The 17,624-nt window shown below is 54.1% G+C and carries 17 protein-coding genes and 1 pseudogene; 8 read left to right on the forward strand and 10 right to left on the reverse strand.

The genetic code is table 11. The features are described from left to right. The first annotated feature begins 10 nt into the window (after nucleotides 1-10). Together F3J24_RS04130 and F3J24_RS04135 are read left to right on the forward strand one after the other, a co-directional pair. Nucleotides 11-1,282, forward strand: a complete 1,272-nt coding sequence (locus tag F3J24_RS04130; protein WP_167002941.1) for an aromatic amino acid transport family protein — start codon at nucleotides 11-13, stop codon at nucleotides 1,280-1,282. Between the two features lie 47 nt (nucleotides 1,283-1,329). Next, on the forward strand, nucleotides 1,330-2,547 hold the full coding sequence (locus F3J24_RS04135) for a MalY/PatB family protein (RefSeq protein WP_205244597.1): 1,218 nt from the start codon (nucleotides 1,330-1,332) through the stop codon (nucleotides 2,545-2,547). Nucleotides 2,548-2,555: 8 nt separating this feature from the next. Here F3J24_RS04135 and F3J24_RS04140 read toward each other — a convergent pair whose 3' ends face one another. After that, nucleotides 2,556-3,473 (reverse strand): LysR family transcriptional regulator, encoded by a 918-nt coding sequence (locus F3J24_RS04140; protein WP_240154234.1) that lies wholly within the window; start codon nucleotides 3,471-3,473, stop codon nucleotides 2,556-2,558. 361 nt (nucleotides 3,474-3,834) lie between these two features. Here F3J24_RS04140 and F3J24_RS04145 point away from each other — a divergent pair, with 361 nt between their 5' ends. Genes F3J24_RS04145 through F3J24_RS04165 form a run of 5 tightly spaced genes read left to right on the forward strand, consistent with a single transcriptional unit; the run spans nucleotide 3,835 to nucleotide 8,852 of the window. Beyond that, nucleotides 3,835-5,022 carry a CaiB/BaiF CoA-transferase family protein gene (locus F3J24_RS04145; RefSeq protein ID WP_167002947.1) on the forward strand — a complete coding sequence of 396 codons (1,188 nt, stop codon included), beginning with the start codon at nucleotides 3,835-3,837 and terminating at the stop codon, nucleotides 5,020-5,022. A gap of 17 nt (nucleotides 5,023-5,039) precedes the next feature. Further along, nucleotides 5,040-6,257 (forward strand): 3-sulfinopropanoyl-CoA desulfinase, encoded by a 1,218-nt coding sequence (acdA, locus tag F3J24_RS04150; protein ID WP_167002949.1) that lies wholly within the window; start codon nucleotides 5,040-5,042, stop codon nucleotides 6,255-6,257. Between the two features lie 56 nt (nucleotides 6,258-6,313). After that, nucleotides 6,314-7,279 (forward strand): tripartite tricarboxylate transporter substrate binding protein, encoded by a 966-nt coding sequence (locus tag F3J24_RS04155; protein ID WP_167002951.1) that lies wholly within the window; start codon nucleotides 6,314-6,316, stop codon nucleotides 7,277-7,279. A gap of 55 nt (nucleotides 7,280-7,334) precedes the next feature. Next, nucleotides 7,335-8,354, forward strand: coding sequence for a LysR substrate-binding domain-containing protein (locus tag F3J24_RS04160; protein ID WP_167002953.1), 1,020 nt, complete (start codon nucleotides 7,335-7,337; stop codon nucleotides 8,352-8,354). A gap of 45 nt (nucleotides 8,355-8,399) precedes the next feature. Continuing rightward, a complete protein-coding gene (locus F3J24_RS04165) occupies nucleotides 8,400-8,852 on the forward strand; it encodes a PaaI family thioesterase (RefSeq protein WP_167002955.1) in 453 nt (150 codons plus the stop codon). Between the two features lie 11 nt (nucleotides 8,853-8,863). Here the strand turns inward: F3J24_RS04165 and F3J24_RS04170 are convergent, their stop codons facing one another. From F3J24_RS04170 to F3J24_RS04200, 7 genes are all read right to left on the reverse strand, one after another. Further along, nucleotides 8,864-9,781 (reverse strand): LysR family transcriptional regulator, encoded by a 918-nt coding sequence (locus F3J24_RS04170; protein ID WP_167002957.1) that lies wholly within the window; start codon nucleotides 9,779-9,781, stop codon nucleotides 8,864-8,866. A 225-nt stretch (nucleotides 9,782-10,006) separates the two neighbouring features. Continuing rightward, on the reverse strand, nucleotides 10,007-10,954 hold the full coding sequence (locus F3J24_RS04175) for a tripartite tricarboxylate transporter substrate binding protein (RefSeq protein WP_167002959.1): 948 nt from the start codon (nucleotides 10,952-10,954) through the stop codon (nucleotides 10,007-10,009). A gap of 176 nt (nucleotides 10,955-11,130) precedes the next feature. Then, complete coding sequence (locus tag F3J24_RS04180; RefSeq protein ID WP_167002961.1) at nucleotides 11,131-12,147, reverse strand: D-isomer specific 2-hydroxyacid dehydrogenase family protein; 1,017 nt, start codon at nucleotides 12,145-12,147, stop codon at nucleotides 11,131-11,133. Between the two features lie 25 nt (nucleotides 12,148-12,172). Beyond that, on the reverse strand, nucleotides 12,173-12,517 hold the full coding sequence (locus F3J24_RS04185) for a carboxymuconolactone decarboxylase family protein (RefSeq protein ID WP_167002963.1): 345 nt from the start codon (nucleotides 12,515-12,517) through the stop codon (nucleotides 12,173-12,175). 197 nt (nucleotides 12,518-12,714) lie between these two features. Next, complete coding sequence (locus tag F3J24_RS04190) at nucleotides 12,715-13,308, reverse strand: cysteine dioxygenase (protein ID WP_167002965.1); 594 nt, start codon at nucleotides 13,306-13,308, stop codon at nucleotides 12,715-12,717. A 672-nt stretch (nucleotides 13,309-13,980) separates the two neighbouring features. Continuing rightward, on the reverse strand, nucleotides 13,981-14,610 hold the full coding sequence (locus tag F3J24_RS04195; RefSeq protein WP_167002967.1) for a LysE family translocator: 630 nt from the start codon (nucleotides 14,608-14,610) through the stop codon (nucleotides 13,981-13,983). Nucleotides 14,611-14,621: 11 nt separating this feature from the next. After that, nucleotides 14,622-14,975 (reverse strand): RidA family protein, encoded by a 354-nt coding sequence (locus F3J24_RS04200; RefSeq protein WP_167002969.1) that lies wholly within the window; start codon nucleotides 14,973-14,975, stop codon nucleotides 14,622-14,624. Between the two features lie 380 nt (nucleotides 14,976-15,355). On the opposite strand from F3J24_RS04200, the gene F3J24_RS04205 reads away from it, so the two are divergent. Beyond that, nucleotides 15,356-16,405, forward strand: a complete 1,050-nt coding sequence (locus F3J24_RS04205; RefSeq protein WP_167002971.1) for a Fic family protein — start codon at nucleotides 15,356-15,358, stop codon at nucleotides 16,403-16,405. 182 nt (nucleotides 16,406-16,587) lie between these two features. Here the strand turns inward: F3J24_RS04205 and F3J24_RS04210 are convergent, their stop codons facing one another. Together F3J24_RS04210 and F3J24_RS04215 are read right to left on the reverse strand one after the other, a co-directional pair. Further along, nucleotides 16,588-16,836 carry a hypothetical protein gene (locus F3J24_RS04210; protein WP_167002973.1) on the reverse strand — a complete coding sequence of 83 codons (249 nt, stop codon included), beginning with the start codon at nucleotides 16,834-16,836 and terminating at the stop codon, nucleotides 16,588-16,590. Nucleotides 16,837-17,229: 393 nt separating this feature from the next. Beyond that, nucleotides 17,230-17,595, reverse strand: a pseudogene (locus tag F3J24_RS04215) (SMR family transporter). Nucleotides 17,596-17,624 lie beyond the last annotated feature (29 nt).

Raw genomic sequence — 17,624 nt, forward strand, 5'->3', positions numbered from 1 at the left:
GGAGACAAATATGAATAGCGCATTGGATAAGGGGCAAAAAATCCCCTTCACCAGATACGATTTAGGCTGGGTGATTCTTTGTATCGGCATGGCTATTGGCGCCGGTATTGTATTTTTGCCGGTCCAGGTCGGGATAACCGGGGTCTGGACATTCGCAGCATCTGTGCTGCTTGCCTACCCAGCTCTGTACATGATGCAAAAGCTGTACTTGCAGTCGCTGTGTGAGTCCCCTGAAGCTGCCAGCTACGCGGGCATCATCACTCAGTACCTTGGCAAAAACTGGGGTATGTTTCTTGCGGTCGTGTACTTCTTCATGCTGGTGAAGGGGATGCTTACCTACTCGCTCGCGGTGACCTTTGACTCTGCCAAATACTTGCAGAGCTTCGGCGTCACAACGGGCCTCCTCTCCGACAGCCCATGGTTCTCGCTTGCAGTGCTGTGCGCACTGGTTGCAGTTGCAGCTCAGGGTGAGAAACTGCTTTTCAAAGTTGCAGGACCATTGGTCGTCTTCAAGCTTGCGGTGGTCATCTTGCTGGGGCTCGTGATGATTCCACGTTGGGACATCCGGAACAGCTTGCATGCATTCCCCGACGCGAAGCAATTCATCATTGACACAGTGCTGACCCTGCCGTTCACACTGTTCTCGATTCTCTTTGTCCAAATTCTGAGTCCGATGAACATTGCGTTCCGACGCGTTGAGTCTGACCCCCGAGTTGCGACCTATAGAGCTCTACGCGCCAATCGCATTGCCTACTGGGTACTTGTGATATCCGTTCTGTTCTTCGCCGTTTCCTTTGCTTTTTCTCTTTCGCAGGAACAAGCACTGTCCGCAAAGGCTCAGAACATCTCTGCCCTGGCCCTTGCCGGTAGCGTCATGCCCGGCAACGGTGTGCTGTACTTGACGACAGCCCTCAATGTGTTCGCTATCGTCACGGCATTTCTCGGTATCTACTTAGGATTCGAAGAGTCCATCAAAGGCGTGGTCTTCAACGTCTTGACCCGATTCATTCCCGAAAGCCGAATCAACAACCGTGCCATATCCTTAGGCGTCTGCGCATTTATCGTTATCGGCCTGTGGTTCTGGGTTCAGACACGCTTCTCGATATTGCTTTTGCAGCAGTTGGCCTCGCCAATTTACGGAGTCGCATCGTTCATCGTCCCCTGCATTCTGGTCTATCAGGTACCAGCACTCAAGAAGTACGTATCTCCAAAGGTCTGGTACGTTTTTTTGTTCGGCGTCATTGTCTGCACTGCACCGATTCTGAAGGCGATGGATTATTAACCTCGAGCAAACAGTGGAAGTACACGGTTAAGAAAATGGAATCTCTAATGACTAACAATGGCGCGATGCAGCATCGTAAGTTTGACTTCGACACGGTCGTAGACCGAACGACGAGCAACTCCTTAAAATGGGGCAATCCTGCCAGTGCGATGACGGAGCGTCAGGCTGCGGCCAATCCTCTCCCGATGTGGGTTGCCGACATGGACTTCAAGTCGCCTCCTGCTGTCATCGATGCGTTGCATGAGGCCGTCGCTCACGGGGTCTATGGCTATGCCGGCGCCCCGACCAAGAGCTATCTGGACGCCGTAACTGGCTGGCAAAGAACACGATTTGGCTGGGACGTCGACGCGGATTGGGTGATGCCTATCGCAAGCGTGATTGCGGCTCTAAAGACCATTATTCAAGCGTTCTCACAGCCTGGCGACTCTGTGCTCATCCAGCCTCCGGTCTATGTGCACTTCCATCAGGACGTTCTCATCAACGGCCGCCATCTCGCCATGGCTCCGCTGATACAAGAGGAGAGCCGATATCGATTTGACGCAAAAATCTTTGAAGCTGCGATTCGCGAGAACACGAAGATTTTCATCCTGTCCAATCCGCACAATCCAACCGGCAACGTGTGGTCAAAGGACGAACTGCGCACCATGGGCGAGATTTGCCTCAAGCATGGTGTGCTTGTAATTGCCGACGAAATCCACTGCGATTTCGTATTTGGACCCGGCAAAAAGCACACGCCTTTTGCCTCTCTGGACCCTAGGTTTGCTCACAACAGCATCACCTGCACATCTGCAAGCAAGACATTCAACCTTGCCGGACTCCAGTGTGGAAACATGTTCATCGCCGACAAGGCGAAGCGAGACGAGGTGTATCGCACCGTTGAGCGGAACTACAACACACGCGTCAATGTCCTCGGGATGGTGGCGACTGAGGCTGCCTTCACTCATGGTGCAGCATGGGTGGACGAACTGGTTACCTATGTCGCAGAGAATCAAAGGCACTTCGCCACCCAAGTGAATGCGCTGAAAGCAGGTGTGAAAGTGCTTGAGATGGACTCACTCTATCTGGCATGGATGGACTGTCGACAGATGGGAATGATGGCCGCTGACCTGGAGAATTTCATGCTGACTCAAGGTCGCCTTTGGCTCGATAAGGGACCGAAGTTTGGCATAGAAGGGCATGGCTTCATGCGCGCGAACTTAGGCTGCTCCCGTCAGACTGTCGACCTCGCCATAGAACGCCTTACTCAAGCTCTGTTAGCACGCTAAGCCTGTCATCAATGGGGCGTCTCCCAAGGCGCTCCACTTGAGAACTTTTCAGAGAGAAATGCGACGAAAACTCTCACAGCCGGGTTGTTGTATCGAGACTTGAAATACAGAGCATACAGGGCATGCTTGGGCTGGGGGGCATAGTCCGGTAAAACCTCCGTCAAGCGACCATCCCGAAGATAGCGATGAGCGACGTACGACGGAATGCAGACAATGCCACTGCCACCAATCGCCATCTCAGCCAAGGCCAGGCTCGAGTTAGACACGGCGCGACAAGGAACCTTCACTGAGAAGTCATTGCCGTCTTTGGAAAAGCTCCATTGACGCTGGACTGTCATGGCTGGGTACATCAAGCAAGAGTGATGCTCCAAATCCTCGGGTCTCTCGACCAGGGAGTGACTTGCCAGGTACTCAGGAGCAGCCGCGTAAATCCATCTGATAGACGCAAGGCGTCGGCCAGGAAAATCCCAATCCTCTCTTGAAGTGATGCGAAGAGCTACGTCGAACTCTTCCGCTGAGAGGTCCACAACTCGGTCTTCCAGATTCAGAGAAAGCTCAATATTTGGGTATAGCTCGGAGAACTCCTTCACAAGGTGCGAGACCTGGGTGCATCCGAAGGCTATAGAGCAGGAAACCCGCAAAGAGCCGGTAGGGTCCCGAAGCCGTAGTGCCTCGTGAACCGCGCCCTCGGCGTCCTGAAGGATTCCCTTTGCTCTCTCGAAGAGAGTCGCACCACACTCGGTCAAGGAGAGGTGCCGAGACGTTCGCTTGATAAGCGTAATGCCGAGCTCCGACTCCAGCAGAGACAGCGACTTGCTGACTGCAGACGGACTTAGTGACAGGGAGCGCGCGGCTTTCGATAGGCTTCCCTCGTTCACAATTTTCACGAAGAGCTCGAGTCGAGATAAAGAACTTGAAAGGCGCATTTGAGTTCGCAGAGTGTCTATTCGTTCTAAGACACTGAAGGAAATATCTAGAGACCTCTTGCGTCCGGTGACCTGTCGTCACCCTCATGCGATGCGTACGTGCACGCCACAAGACGCGGAGGTGTGCTGCGGCGGGGTTCTTCGAAAACCTCGCTGCGAATGCCGCGCAGGATTCCACACAAACCACTGTGGGCGCAACTTTGCAGCGTGTTTCCCCTTCACCCTCATATTGAATTTAATTTCAATTGAATGTGAATCTCATGAAATCTAGACTAATTCAAGACCAGCGAACAGAAAAACCGTTCAAAGCTGCGCTGGCAGTAACGACGCAAAGTCGAAACGCTTACAGAAGAACTGAGACATGAACACACTTCAACCAATGGCACTTGCAGGCATCCGTGTGCTGGACTTGTCACGTATCTTGGCAGGCCCCAGTGCAACGCAAATTCTTGGCGACCTAGGTGCAGACGTCGTGAAGGTCGAAAGGCCGGGAGAAGGAGACGACACCCGCAAATGGGGCCCACCTTATCAACGGGATGAGGAAGGGGTGGAGACGCAAGAAAGCGCTTATTACCTTTCAGCAAACCGCAACAAGCGTTCTATTGCCTTAGACCTGGCTGACCCAAAAGACCTCGAGCAACTACACAAGTTGCTGGAACGAGCAGATGTACTCGTTGAAAACTACAAGGTCGGGGGCCTGGCGAAATACGGGCTGGCTTACGAACAAATAAAAGACCGCTATCCGAAGCTTGTCTATTGCTCCGTCACTGGCTTTGGCCAAACAGGTCCTTATGCAACACGACCTGGCTACGACTTCCTCATACAAGGCATGGGCGGCATCATGAGCCTCACCGGTGACCCCGATGGCGTTCCGATGAAAGTGGGCGTAGGTGTTGCCGACGTCATGACAGGGATGTACGCCACGGTCGGCATTCTGGCAGCACTCCGCCATCGTGAGCAGTCCGGTACGGGCCAGCAAATCGACATCTCGCTACTTGATACACAGATTTCGTGGCTAGTAAATGCTGGAACCAACTATCTGATGGACAGAAAGGTTCCGCAGCGCCTGGGTAACGGACACCCCAACATAGTGCCCTACCAAGTGTTCACGGCCTCTGATGCACCACTCATTCTTGCCGTAGGCAATGACTCCCAGTTCCGTCGATTCTGTGAAGTGGCTGGCCTGGATGCTCTGGCCAGTGACCCACGCTTCGCAACGAATGTGCAGCGCATTGCCAACCGCAAAGAGGTTTGCGATGCGATTGACGCGGGTCTCAAGAAGCGACCGCGCGAAGAGTGGCTGAGAGAACTGGAAGCCGTTGGCGTTCCATGTGGCCCTGTGAATGACTTGCAAGACGTATTCAACGACCCACATGTCCGTGCCCGCGGCTCAGAACTACGGATGCCTTGTGACTGGGCTGAAGGCGGTCAAGTCAGCCTCCTTGCCAGCCCCCTCAAGCTCTCCGCCACACCGGCGACTTATCGCCTTCCTCCACCGAGATTAAACGAGCACATGGATGAAGTGCTTGTCGATTGGCTCTCCAACTGAAAACCAGAGGTACTGAGATGTTTGAACTTTCAAAAGAACAGCTTGCACTCCAGCAGCGCGCCCGCGAACTGGCACAGGCCAAGTTTGCTCCCACGGCTGCAGAGACGGACCGAACTGAGGCCTACCCGTGGGAAAACGTTCACGCCTTGCGTGACGCCGGCTTTATGGGCATGACCATCCCGAAAAGTGCCGGTGGTGCAGGTCTCTCTTACCTGGACACCGTCATCGTCATTGAAGAGATGGCCAAGGCGTGCGCAACCATGGGGCGCATCACGGTTGAAGCCAACATGGGCGCGATTAGCGCCATTGCGAAGTACGGCACGCCCGAGCAGCTGAAGATTGCCTCTGAACTGGTACTGGCCGGAGACAAGCCCGCAATCTGCATCTCGGAGCCCAATGCCGGAAGTGCCGCGAGCGAAATGACTACGCGCGCCGACAAGAAGGGCGACCATTACATTCTGAACGGCGAGAAGTACTGGATTACTGGTGGCGGAGTTTCCAAGCTTCACCTCATCTTTGCACGTGTTTTTGATAACGGTGTGGACCAGGGCATCGGTGCATTTGTGTGTGTCCGAGACGATAACGGTCCGCAAGGCTTGACCATCGGTCGCCGTCTCTACGCCATGGGTGTGCGTGGCATTCCTGAAACGCATGTGCATTTCAACGACCTGCAGATTCACAAGTCGATGCTGGTTGTCCCGCCCGGAGGCCTCAAGCGCGGCTTTGCCTCTCTGATGACCGCGTACAACTCTCAACGCGTCGGTGCTGGCACTGTGTCACTGGGTATTGCTCAAGGAGCCTTTGAAGAGGGTCTTCAGTACCTCAAGACCCGTGAACAGTTTGGACGCCCAATTGCGGAGTTCCAAGGCCTGCAATGGATGCTGGCTGACATGTCGACTCAGTTGGAAGCAGCGCGCCTGATGCTGCGATATGCGGCCTGCAGTGCGCTGACTAGCGGCACGTCGTTCCCTGATATCGATAAGGCTGCACGCGCAAAAATCCTCGCAGCTGAAGTCGCGAACAAGGTGACCAACGATGCATTGCAGTTCTACGGCTCTTCAGGCTACGGCCGTGACCAAGCCATGGAGCGTCACGTTCGTGATGCGCGGATGTTCACCATTGCTGGTGGAACTGCCCAGATTCTCCGCACGCAAGTCGCCGGAAAGCTTCTCGATATGAAGCTCCCTCAGACCCGTGAGGGATACGCGACGTTGGCGCAAAAAGCGGCCGCATAAGCCGTACAAGCCATCCCGCTCTGCCTTGGAAATTTATACCCACAAAGAGACAAACCATGCAGCGTAGAGAACTCCTTTCACTGGCCCTGGGCGCCTCCATCGCACCTGTATCGATGGTGAACGCCCAGCCGAAATACCCATCACAGATAGTGAAGCTGGTAGCGCCATTTCCTCCTGGAGGAACTGTCGACATCCTGTCGCGAACACTTGGGGAGCAACTATCACGGGAAATTGGCCAGTCGGTTATTGTCGATAACCGAGGCGGAGCGGGAGGAACGATTGGCGCCGATATCGCGTCGAAAGCGACTCCAGATGGCTACACCCTCCTATTCGGCGCTGTGCATCACGCCATCGCGCAATCGGTGTATCCGAGATTGAACTATGACATTCGTCAGATGTCTTCCGCCGCCTTCCTGGGGCGAGTGAACCATGCTGTGATTGTCAACAACAATCTCCCGGTCAAAAACATCGCAGAGCTCATTGCTCTGCTGAAGGCTGCTCCAGACAAATATAGCTACGCCACTCCCGGCGCCGGCACCATGCAGCATGTCATGACCGAGTACTTCAAAAACGTCACGGGTACCCAGATGACTCACGTCCCGTACCGGGGCTCAGGGCCGGCGATTATTGACCTGATTTCCGGCAACGTCCATGTGATGTTCGAAACGATGCCTTCAGCGCTGCAGCACATCAAATCCGGAAGTGTCAGAGCCATTGCAGTCACTGCAGCGCAACGCGCCAAGTACCTGCCGCAGGTTCCAACCGTTGCGGAAAGTGGCGCACCGAACTACGACGCTACTAGCTGGTATGGCCTATATGCTCCCCCAAAAACTCCACAGCCAGTCCTCGACCAACTGAATCGCGCGGTCAACGCAGCTTTTCAAAACAAGAGCTTTGTGGACCGCTGGGTCAGTCTTGGAGCCGACCCTGGCGGCGGTGCGCCAGGCGAGCTCACCAAGCTCACAGCCAGCGAAGTCGCTCGATGGGCCGAAGTCGTTCATAAGGCAAAGATTCAGATTTAGCCCATGTGTGAGGTAGGTATCTCTGACTATCCGTGCAAGTTGGGAGCGAATCGCCATGAGTGACCTTCGCTCCCACTTTGGTCAAAAGCGGCTACGCGTTACTCTGAAGCAATTGGAAGTGTTCGTGGCGGTCGCTAAGGAGCGCTCAACAAGAGCCGCAGCTGACTCCGTTGCAAGGTCGCAATCAGCGGCAAGCAGTGCTCTTGCTGAACTCGAGTCGAACATGGGAACTTCGCTGTTCGACAGAGCCGGACGTCGGCTCATCCTGAACGAATCCGGCGCCAAGCTGCTACCCATAGCGCTCTCGCTTATCGACCATGCCTTGGAGTTGGAACAGGCCTTCGAAGATATTTCGGGAAGCTCTTTGGTGGTTGCTGCCAGTATGACTATTGGGGAGCACATCCTCCCTGAGATATTGGCACGGTGGCAAACGAAGCATCCTAGAACCAGAGTTCGACTACTCATATCAAACACGGCAGCGGTCTTGGATGCCATTGAGCAATTTGACGTTGATGTCGGGTTCATTGAGGGACAGCAAACGCGTAGCGGACTTCACCTTCAGCACTGGTTCAATGATGAGATGGTTGTCGTTGCCGGCGCATCACACCCATTCGCTCATCGCGTCGTCAGCATGTGCGACCTGAGATTTGCGAGCTGGGCTATGCGTGAGGTTGGCTCAGGAACTAGGGAGGCGGCAGAGCGCTGGCTCCTCGAGTCCCTTGGACAGATAAATGTTGAATACGAACTGGGTACGCCACAGGCAGTCGCTGCCTTTGTTTCGAGCAGCACGGCTTTAGCCTGCTTACCACGTCACGCTGTGGCTCGTAATGTCAAAGGTGGTGAGCTGGTCATCCTGAACACTGAAATGCCGAGAGCCTCACGGCGTCTTTCCATCGTCACTCATGGCTCACGCAAATTAGGAGCGACCAGCCAAACCTTCATCGACCATTGCCAAAAGTGCTCTGCATTAGCGCCAGCTTCAGGTTTGAAAGACGACGAGTCATGGCGACTCGGACGGCTCATCGCCTCCAAGCACTCCACGGATGAAGGCGTTGAGGGAGTTATGTGGCTTTGAGCCATTTTCTGTATCGCTTCTTACCCAAACTCTAGATTGACCACTATGAATCAACGCGCAATTCAAGACTGCTATCCAACAGAGTTCTCTCACTGCTATGGCTGCGGCCCCAGTAACCCAGTGGGGCATCACCTCAAGACATATCTCGTGGGTGAGGAGACCATCGCAAAATTTACACCTCGACCCGAGCACAGTGGAGGTGTTCCAGACCATGTCTATGGCGGAATGATTGCGTCCCTCCTTGATTGCCATGGAACAGGTTCTGCGGCTGCATTCGCCTACCAACATGAAGGCCGAGAGGTCGGTACCGAGCCTTCCGTTAGATTTGTCACCGCCTCCTTAAAGGTCGACTTCAAGCGACCAACGCCGCTTCATACCGAACTGACCGTAAAAGGCAAATTGCGCTCAATCGAAGGCCGTAAAGTCTGGGTGGACATGGAGCTCATTGCGAATGGAGCTGTTTGTGCGACTGGTGAAATGCTCGCCATCCGTATCTAAAGTCATCCTCCCTATTTGGCGCGTCGAGTTTCGATGCGCTCAAGAGCTTTCCGCTCATCCTGGAACCTCCGAGTCTCTTGCCAGAACGCCCTCGCCGCGAGCGACAGCTTTTTCTCATTCAAACATGCCAATCCAAACCGTCTGGATGCGCCAGGAGAAAGCGGCTTGAACACTACACCTGGGTAGTGCTCTGGAAGAGCTAGTTTGGCCAGCATCGATATGCCTTTGCCTTGAGACACCAACTCCAGGATAGACATAAGTTGCAGCAACTCGTACATCACCCTCGGGTTCAGATTATTCCGTGAGAAAAGTTTTGTCACCAAGGACTTAGAGCCCGCTCTTGTCATGATGAACGAGTCGAACGTCATGGCTTTCAATGGCACGACATCAAGCTTTGCGAGATGGTGGTCGCATGGCAACACGGCAACCAGCTCATCAATAGCCAGGGTTTGGGTATCAAAGTCTGGCTTCGGCAATGTCACGACACCAAGCTCCAGGCGCCGCTCAATGATGTCTTGAGTAGTCAGCTCATCGGGCTTCTCTGTGACGATGACATCAACGCCGGGGTACTTACTTCTGAAACGTTCCATCAATGCCGGTAGCACCTTAGTCGTTGCACTCGCCCCAAAGGAGCCAAGGCGCAGTTGCCCCGTCTTAAGCTCCGCGCCCGCCAATGCATTGGCCTGAACGAGCTGCAATGAAGAAAATACATCGCGCACATGAGGAAGTATTTGCTCACCAGTAGAGGTGAGCCTGACTCCTGAAGCGTTACGGTCGATGAGTTCTGCACCCAAGGTCTCCTCAAGTGTTCGCAGTGCATGGCTGGTGGCAGAAGCGGACATTCCGAGCTTGGCGCCACCACTAGCAATTCCATCTGACGAGATGAGAGTTAGAAGGAGTTCGAGTTGGCGAAGGGTAGGAGCGTTCATGCAATATTGTTCAAAGGAGGACGTGTGCGACCCTACATTTTGTGCCGTTCGGCACATGACTGAAAGCGCGCTATCGCTCAATCCTATTGAGCAGAGATTCTGGATTCCCTGCAAGAACAAAGCATCCGCGGCGACGAACCAGTGGACAAGGTCTGCACCACTCAATAGGAACCCCGGCACATCAGTGCCAGGGCTCTGGAACGTCATCAGCTGCAAAGACCTCGCTTATTTGACTTGCTTAAGCATCTCAGACGCCTTGCGATAGTCAGCCCATGTTTGCGCTTTAGCGGACGCGCCATCACGGTAGGTAACTTCCATTGCCCCATTCTTCGCCAGCTCCCGGAACTGCGGTGTATCCATCGCTGCCTTCAATGCATCATGCATATAGCTGATGGCTTGCTTTGGAGTGTTTTTGTGCGCGAGCATCATGTAGCGTACGCCCACCGATACTGGGAAGCCTTGCTCCTTTGCAGTGGGAACCTCAGGAAGTCCAGTTTGGCGTTCCTCACTAAAAGAAGCCAGTACTCGAAGCGTTCCTGCCTTAACTTGCGGCGCAATATCAGTAGGTTGAGCGATTGCGGCTGAGACCTGGCCACCCAGCAATTGGGGTCCGCCCTGACCCCACCCAGTGAAAGGCACTTCAATGAGGCTTGCACCACTCATCTTGGCCAACGATTGCACACTGAACTGACTGAACGTGCTCACGCCAGGAAACCCGACGCTGACCTTGCTCACTGACTCTTTTTTTGCATCAGACACCAGCTGTGCCAGGGTCTTGTACTGCGATGCACTTGGAACGACCAACACCGGTGAGAAGCTTGTTACCTCCGCTACATACTCGACATCGTCGGGGTTCTTGAACGGTGTCTTGAGCACCTGAGGGGACAGCGCAACATTGGAGTTGGGGGCCAACAAAAACTGGTATCCGTCAGGTTTTGCTTGGGTCAAGGCGGACAAAGCCGTTACGCCTCCTGCACCCGGCCGGTTCATAACAATGAGGCCCGCTGGAAACTTGGGTTGCATCAGCGTCGTCAGCTGACGCATAACGATGTCTGTAGTGCCGCCTGGGACATGCCCAACGTACACAGTGACAGGCTGAGTGGGTTTCCCATCCTCAGCAATCGCGGAACCTAACAAGCAAGCTAGCGCTGCACCAATAGCCTGGTACTTCATCTTTGTCTCCTTTGTGTAGTGCCATGGGCACGTTTGACCTGGGGCACTCTCGTTGGAGTGGCCTTCTCAGGACCGTGGGTCTACGGAGTGCACATGCTTCCTTGCTGCCTCACCTAGATACAAAGACCTGCCTGTGCGTAACGTAGTGGGGACGTCTATGCGCTTATGTGCCAGCTTCAAGCCCCCAGCAGGAGCTTTTCAGCGTTGGGAGGGCGAGCGCATAGATGTGATTTGTTCGGCTTTGAGAGCTCCATGTGGAGTCTCTTTGCGGAGGTTGTGTGTGCGAACGCCAGAACTCTGTCAACGACACGCTCACATGTGCTGAGTTCGGAGTCTGCTGTGGCTCCTGCGATACGGGGAGATAAAAAGAGGTTCGGCGCCCCAAAGAGATAAGACTCTCGGGACAAAGGCTCCTCGTCAAAGACATCAAGAGCCGCTGCGCTTATCTGCTTATTCTTGAGTGCAGTAGCAAGAGCAGGTTCATCCACAATGCCACCCTGTGTCGCATTGATAAGAACCGCTCCCGGCCACATCTTCGCAAGACGCTCTTCGTTCAAAAGGCCACGTGTTTCAGGCGTCAATGGACAGTGGATGCTTATGACATCGGCAGTGCAAAGCAGGTCATCAAGTGCGACGAATTCGCATGGATATTCATCCGCTTTCAGATGCTCATTTGGTGCATATGCCATCACATGCATATCAAGTCGACTGGCCAGCAAACCCGCTAGGCGTCCGCTTGAGCTGAAGCCAATAAGCCCCATCGTCTTGCCAGCTATCTCAAATCCCTCAGATACCGATGGCCTGTTCCATCTACCGAGCATTGTGTCCTCGCTAACACTGTAGTGTGAGAATCTGAGGAGCATCATTGCGCAGGTGATGACATACTCCGCCACCGACCTAGCATTCGCGTCGGATGCCGCAATAACTTCAATTCCGAGTCGCCGACAGCCCTCGCTGTCAATGTTGTCCAATCCCCCATCAAGGCAAGCTACGACTCGAGCCTTATAAAGTGCTATGAGCAGGTCACCTCGGACTTGAGTGCAGTTCCGGACAATCAGCACCTCGGTATCCTGGGCTAGGTGATGCAACTCCCTTGGTCGCATGAAAAGAGTGGGGTCATAGTGCACATCGTGCTCCACTCGAAGACGTTTCAGCGACGCTGGGTGCATCAGCTCAGGCACCAGGATTTTCATTGTTCGTTCCTCTACCAGGATGCGTTTACTTGGCTTCGAATTGGCCAAACGCTTCCATGGTGCGCAGCGAGTAGGAGAAGGCTGCACCAGCATTCAATGCGATTGCAGTTCCAAGCGCGTCACTCAATTCAGCCTCGGTAACACCCGCGGCTCGAGCAGCACTGGCATGCGTTGCAATGCATGAGTCGCAACGCGTGGTGACGGCAACCGCCAAAGCGATAAGTTCGCGTGTCTTGACATCAAGTGCGCCGGCGCCGTTCTGGCTAGCACTAAGAGCCTGGAAGCCTGCGATGAGCTTCGGATTCACCTTGGCGAGTGTGCCAGCCGCGCTACGTGTGTTCTTCAGTTGTTCTTCCCAGTTATTCAACATTTCGGTTCCTTGTTGTGGTTTCTTTTTGCCGCGGCCAATGCCCTTCCGGCACTACTTTTGTAGTGGAGAGGTTCTCCAGTACCCTTTGGAGGTCGCGCGCGCAGCACAGACCTGCGGCAGAGAGCTCTTTGGGTCCTCTGCAGGTCCATCAGGGACGACCAGATACCTATCTAGGCACTTAGGTCCGTTCGGGGTCGTTATTGGGCTGTCGATGCAATGGCTTGCTCGTTCGAGTAGCCGGAGATGAAGCCTTTGGTCGTCCCGTTATTTGCATCGAAGACGTGGCGTGAAATGCGTCCAATATTCCCGCCGTAAACGTGGATGCTGATGGAGACACGGTCGTCAAACATGTTTGATACGCGATGAATGTCTCCCAGACGCGGGGAGACCATGTCCACATCGCCAGGGTGAAGCACCTCTGTGCCGAGCATCTCCATTGGCTTACCAGCTTCCGGCAGTCCAAAACGTTCGCCCTTTTCGGCGCCTCGCATCATCCCAATCAACGCCCACACAGTGTGGTTGTGGACTGGCGTCTTTTGTCCCGGACCCCAAACGAAGCTCACCACAGAAAAGCGGTCTTCTGGGTCAGAATGCAAAAGGTATTGCTGATAAAACTGAGGATGCGGTTGCGCAAACTCCGAAGGGAGCCAGTCATCATTTTTAATGAGCTCCTCCAGAAATGGTCTTCCAGCAGAAAGAATGGTCTCTTCATCCCCATTAGCCGTTTGAACAACTTGGGTAAAGGAGTCCCTGAATTTTATGAATCGTGGTGTATTGCAGTGGGTTGCCATGATTTCTTGCCTCTACTTGGATATACGAATATGTGTAAATCAAATTGAATGAAATGTTCAATTCAAAACTTACCATTGCTCGTTTTATTATTTATAACCAATTGGAACGCTGTTACAGCGGACTCCAGGGCGCTGCCAAGGACGGCATCTCGTACCTTTGGCATTGCGCTAGTGGCAGGCGGCAAGCCCAACATGCTTTGCTCGCAGAAGTTTTTGCGTCAGTCATGTTTGTCTCCGATGTAGTTTGAATAGCGACCTAACGCTGTACATCGTAAGAAACACGTCTTGAATTTAGAAACGCAAACTTCCAACCACATTGATTGGAAAAATAGCTCAGGCGCTAGAGCTTGTGCGTGAAGTGGAAAAATTTCGGATGTTCTTGACGTTTGCCAAACAAACAAGCAAGAAAGAGCCTCCAGTTCAACCCATTGAACGATTTTTTCGTTCAGAGAAATTGAAATTTCGACTCAAAATTAATTAGTAGTATCAGGTGAATCTGTCAGCACTCGAGAACAACTCGCATCCTTGTACTCGGATGCGCCAGAAGGTAATCGTTCTGCAGATTCCAAAATTCTGAAGATTTAATTCCAGGCTGGTGCTATCTGATGTGAATAAGCGTCAATTTGAGTGCGAAGCACAAACGCAGGTGCCCATTGTCAAGACTTGATAAACTTATTTTGACGATGAGGTCGCCAGCTTCATACCAAAGCCCACAAAGACGCAACCTGTCAGTCGGTCTAGAGCCTTGACTGCGCCTGGTCGACGCAGAAATGCACTCAAGGGAGCAGTTGCTGCAATCAGGGCCGCGAACCAAAGAAGGGTCAGTGCAACGTGGCAACACGCAAGGAAAAACGAGTACGCGGCAACACTCGCCCCCGACGGGATGAACTGAGGCAAGAAGGTGACGTAGAAGATACCTACTTTTGGATTCAGTAGGTTGGTCAACAAGCCTCGCCAGAAGGCACTGGTTCCACGATGAGACACTGAATCAGAAGCGTCACCATCCAAGGCGGCACGAGGTAGAGCCAATAGCTTGATGCCTATCCAAACGAGATATGCAGCGCCAACCCACTTGACCACGGTGTATGCAACTTCCGAAGCATGCAAGAGCGCCCCCAACCCAAAAGCCGCGGCAGTTCCCCATGCAAGGCAGCCCAGGGCTATGCCCAAGGCGGCCATTACGGCAGGCCGGCGTCCATCCATAGCCGTGGCACGCAGCACCATCGCGGTGTCCACCCCAGGAGTCACCGTCAAGATGGACGCTGCGAGTACAAAGGCAAGCAGCAATGGAAAATCGACCATAGCGCGGACCTTTAGATTCGAGCCGCGACTACGACAATTTCAACACGCCACTCGGGCTTGGCCAGTTTGGCTTCCACTGCGGCCCTGGGAGGCGCGTTACCGGCCGGCACCCAAGCGTCCCAGGCCTCATTCATACCCGCATAGTCAGCCATATCCGCCAAGTAGACCGTAGCCATCAGGATGCTCTGCTTGCTACCACCGCCCTCAGTCAGCAGACGGTCTATGGTCTTCAGCACATCTGCTGTCTGCCCCTTGATGTCGTGAATACCATCTGACGGCACTTGGCCAGCAAGATAGATTGTGTTGCCAAAGACAGCCATGTCCGAAAAACGTTGCTCGACGTGGAATCTCTCAATAGTACTCATAGGCGTAACTGCAGCGCTTCTCAGCGTGTATATGTGATATCTGTCTGCCCAGAGTATCGCATTGGTCACTAGTGGCTTCGGCACCCTGGCCAGGGTCTCACCAGGCAGATTGATTTCACTTCTTCAACCAGTGCAAGCAATCGGCTATCCCCGATTACATCATCTAGTTGAGGTTTCCGGAGGCCTTCGCCGGCGCTTTCAAGACTCGTTGCGCTTGGACATACTGATGTACCAGTACAAAGCTAGCCTATTTGTACTCATCTATCGGTACACCTACAGCTTCACCCTTTGCCACATCGGCTCGATAAGGTGCTGTAGCTGACGAGCAATCACCACGAAGAAACGGGCGGTCCAGCACTACCTTGGCGCACAATTGACTCATGAGCATTTCAGAGCGCAAGGAAGCAATATTGAATGCGGTAAAGGCTGCCCCCAGCCCTGTCCGGCCGAGCACATTGATGGACTCCATCGCGAGTTCTCGAGCCTCTCTCAATCGCGATTTGAAAAGGTTGACGGAGGCTGGGCTACTGCAAATTCAGGGCAAGGGGCGTTCGACGCGTTACCTTGCAGGAGTCGACCCCAACGAGCCACCAGAGGCCCGCCGGCAATGGTCGGCAGCAGCAACGGCGTTGCTTGAGTCATTAAGCACACCGCCAGCTACGCGCCCGCAAGTTCAGTACGACCTCAGTTTCTTGACTGCCTACACCCCGAATCTGTGCAGCCTTCTACCGCCACAGCTAGCCCTACATTTGTTCCATGCAGGCTATTGCGGACAAGCAAGCTCTGTCCATGCCAAGCCAGCAGAGCAACCTCTTGAGGAACTTGCATGGTCATCTGCTTGTCTTGATGGCATCTCCATGAGACTCGATGACGCCAAGCAGGTCCTAAATGGGCAAACTCACGCAGACGGTCTCAGTAGGGACGCTTTGGTACTTCTCAATCACCAGGACGCTCTCGACTACGTCAGCGCTATCGCGGTAGAGCAAGACCTGTCAGCGGCGACCATCATCGATGTCCAAGCCTTGCTGATGCGGGACTTGGTGGATGCCAAGCTCATTGGCAGCATCCGCTCCCTGCCTATCTATGGCTGCGACTATGCTCCCAGCCACGACCCTGCCATTCTGCAGTCGTTGCTTGGGTCCATCGGCAGGAAGGCTCAACAGATACACAACCCTATCGAGGCCGCGTTCTTCGCGTGGGTGAATTTGTCGTACCTGCAGCCCTTCAATTTTGGCAACGGCGCGACTGCTCGCCTAGCTGCTAACGTCCCATTGCTGCATAAGAACTGCGCTCCCCTGTCGTTTCAGGGCGTGGGGAGAGCCGACTATGAGCTTGCGCTCAGTGGCATCTATCAGAAGCGGGACGTGAGGGCCGCCGTCGAGCTATTTGAATTTGTGTATCGCAAATCCGCGCTGAGCCTTCAGCAGTGACGGCATCGATGCTCCAACGAACAGCAATGCGATTCGGTGAGCGCAACCTCACTAAGTAGACGCCAATGAAAAGGCTTGGATGGCCTTGCCATCTGGCATGTACTCAAGGCTATCAAGGTAGGTCCGCCAGCGGCAGACCTTCAATCGCAACTCCGCGAATTGCGTTTCTTTTTCCCGACCTTCTAGCGTTTGCGATTCGATTGAGACACCACGCTTCCAGCCAGCGTTTTGGTGGTTGCAGAGGAGCGTGCGTTATCCAATGCACCTGAAGCTTTAGCTTCCATCTTTGCTCCTGTTTGCGCTGGAGTTCCTGCTTGGCGAAGTGCCGAAGCAGCGAGCGAGCGCTGAACAGCACTGGCGGAACCGCTCTGGAGAGTTTTGCCTGCGAGCGAGGCAACTTTTGGTGACGTTTGCTTAGTGTTCGAGCTCATAAAGGCCTCCATAAAGTTAACGACCTGAAATGCTGGATGCATTCACAGTGGAGACACTATATGTGTGGCAAACCAAAACATCAAACACTATATGTAGTGTTTTCGCACAACATCTGCGGCACTCCCACTGAAGCCTTCTTAAGCGCAGCAGCACCCTTAAATAAGGTCGCGAGCCGAACGCTACAGTTTGGCTAGACAGTGAGTCGCCAGAGCCTCAACAGCAGTCTGCTTATTCGGGATGAACTGACCGCCTGAACCGGCCGTGGCTGACCAGGCTACTGGTCATGACCGACTGAGTTTGGCCAGAAGCAGCCGTCAGGCGCGTGGCAGTGAGCAGTTGGTCCAGGCCGGCCCGCGGTCCAAGGTCATAGACGTCGAAGTGACCGCTGTCAGCTACGAAGCAGAAGTTTGCGCGAGGGATGTTGCGCCGCTCGCGGCGCATCGGGCTTCTGCGTTCCCAGACAACTTGAGCCCAACGATGCCCGGCCACAAGTGCCAACCTCGCCACAGTCGCAGGCTCACCCAAGAGCGTCAGGCCAACGACGGCAGTGCCCACGGCTCCAGTGCCCACCCAGAATGCATTAGGCCGCTCCAACCGGCAGGTCGCGCTTAGCTCAACTGAGCAAACCGATGCTGAGCAGGAAGGCCACTCCGGTCCCGAAAGAATGCCAGAGCTTCGTGAAGCCATCGGTGTACTTGAGGCCAGCTGCCCAAACAACCTCAAAAAAGGCCGGCAACGAACAGAACAGTCCAGTTCATCAGGTTCCCCATGGTGATGGGGCTGTTCC

It is taken from the genome of Comamonas sp. Tr-654 (assembly GCF_011752915.1).
Lineage (GTDB): Bacteria > Pseudomonadota > Gammaproteobacteria > Burkholderiales > Burkholderiaceae_C > Comamonas.

Coding starts and splice junctions, on each gene's coding strand:
- F3J24_RS04130 (WP_167002941.1), top strand. CDS start 11: ATGAATAGCGCATTGGATAAGGGGCAAAAAATCCCCTTCACCAGATAC.
- F3J24_RS04135 (WP_205244597.1), top strand. CDS start 1,330: ATGACTAACAATGGCGCGATGCAGCATCGTAAGTTTGACTTCGACACG.
- F3J24_RS04140 (WP_240154234.1), bottom strand. CDS start 3,473: ATGCGCCTTTCAAGTTCTTTATCTCGACTCGAGCTCTTCGTGAAAATT.
- F3J24_RS04145 (WP_167002947.1), top strand. CDS start 3,835: ATGAACACACTTCAACCAATGGCACTTGCAGGCATCCGTGTGCTGGAC.
- acdA (WP_167002949.1), top strand. CDS start 5,040: ATGTTTGAACTTTCAAAAGAACAGCTTGCACTCCAGCAGCGCGCCCGC.
- F3J24_RS04155 (WP_167002951.1), top strand. CDS start 6,314: ATGCAGCGTAGAGAACTCCTTTCACTGGCCCTGGGCGCCTCCATCGCA.
- F3J24_RS04160 (WP_167002953.1), top strand. CDS start 7,335: ATGAGTGACCTTCGCTCCCACTTTGGTCAAAAGCGGCTACGCGTTACT.
- F3J24_RS04165 (WP_167002955.1), top strand. CDS start 8,400: ATGAATCAACGCGCAATTCAAGACTGCTATCCAACAGAGTTCTCTCAC.
- F3J24_RS04170 (WP_167002957.1), bottom strand. CDS start 9,781: ATGAACGCTCCTACCCTTCGCCAACTCGAACTCCTTCTAACTCTCATC.
- F3J24_RS04175 (WP_167002959.1), bottom strand. CDS start 10,954: ATGAAGTACCAGGCTATTGGTGCAGCGCTAGCTTGCTTGTTAGGTTCC.
- F3J24_RS04180 (WP_167002961.1), bottom strand. CDS start 12,147: ATGAAAATCCTGGTGCCTGAGCTGATGCACCCAGCGTCGCTGAAACGT.
- F3J24_RS04185 (WP_167002963.1), bottom strand. CDS start 12,517: ATGTTGAATAACTGGGAAGAACAACTGAAGAACACACGTAGCGCGGCT.
- F3J24_RS04190 (WP_167002965.1), bottom strand. CDS start 13,308: ATGGCAACCCACTGCAATACACCACGATTCATAAAATTCAGGGACTCC.
- F3J24_RS04195 (WP_167002967.1), bottom strand. CDS start 14,610: ATGGTCGATTTTCCATTGCTGCTTGCCTTTGTACTCGCAGCGTCCATC.
- F3J24_RS04200 (WP_167002969.1), bottom strand. CDS start 14,975: ATGAGTACTATTGAGAGATTCCACGTCGAGCAACGTTTTTCGGACATG.
- F3J24_RS04205 (WP_167002971.1), top strand. CDS start 15,356: ATGAGCATTTCAGAGCGCAAGGAAGCAATATTGAATGCGGTAAAGGCT.
- F3J24_RS04210 (WP_167002973.1), bottom strand. CDS start 16,836: ATGAGCTCGAACACTAAGCAAACGTCACCAAAAGTTGCCTCGCTCGCA.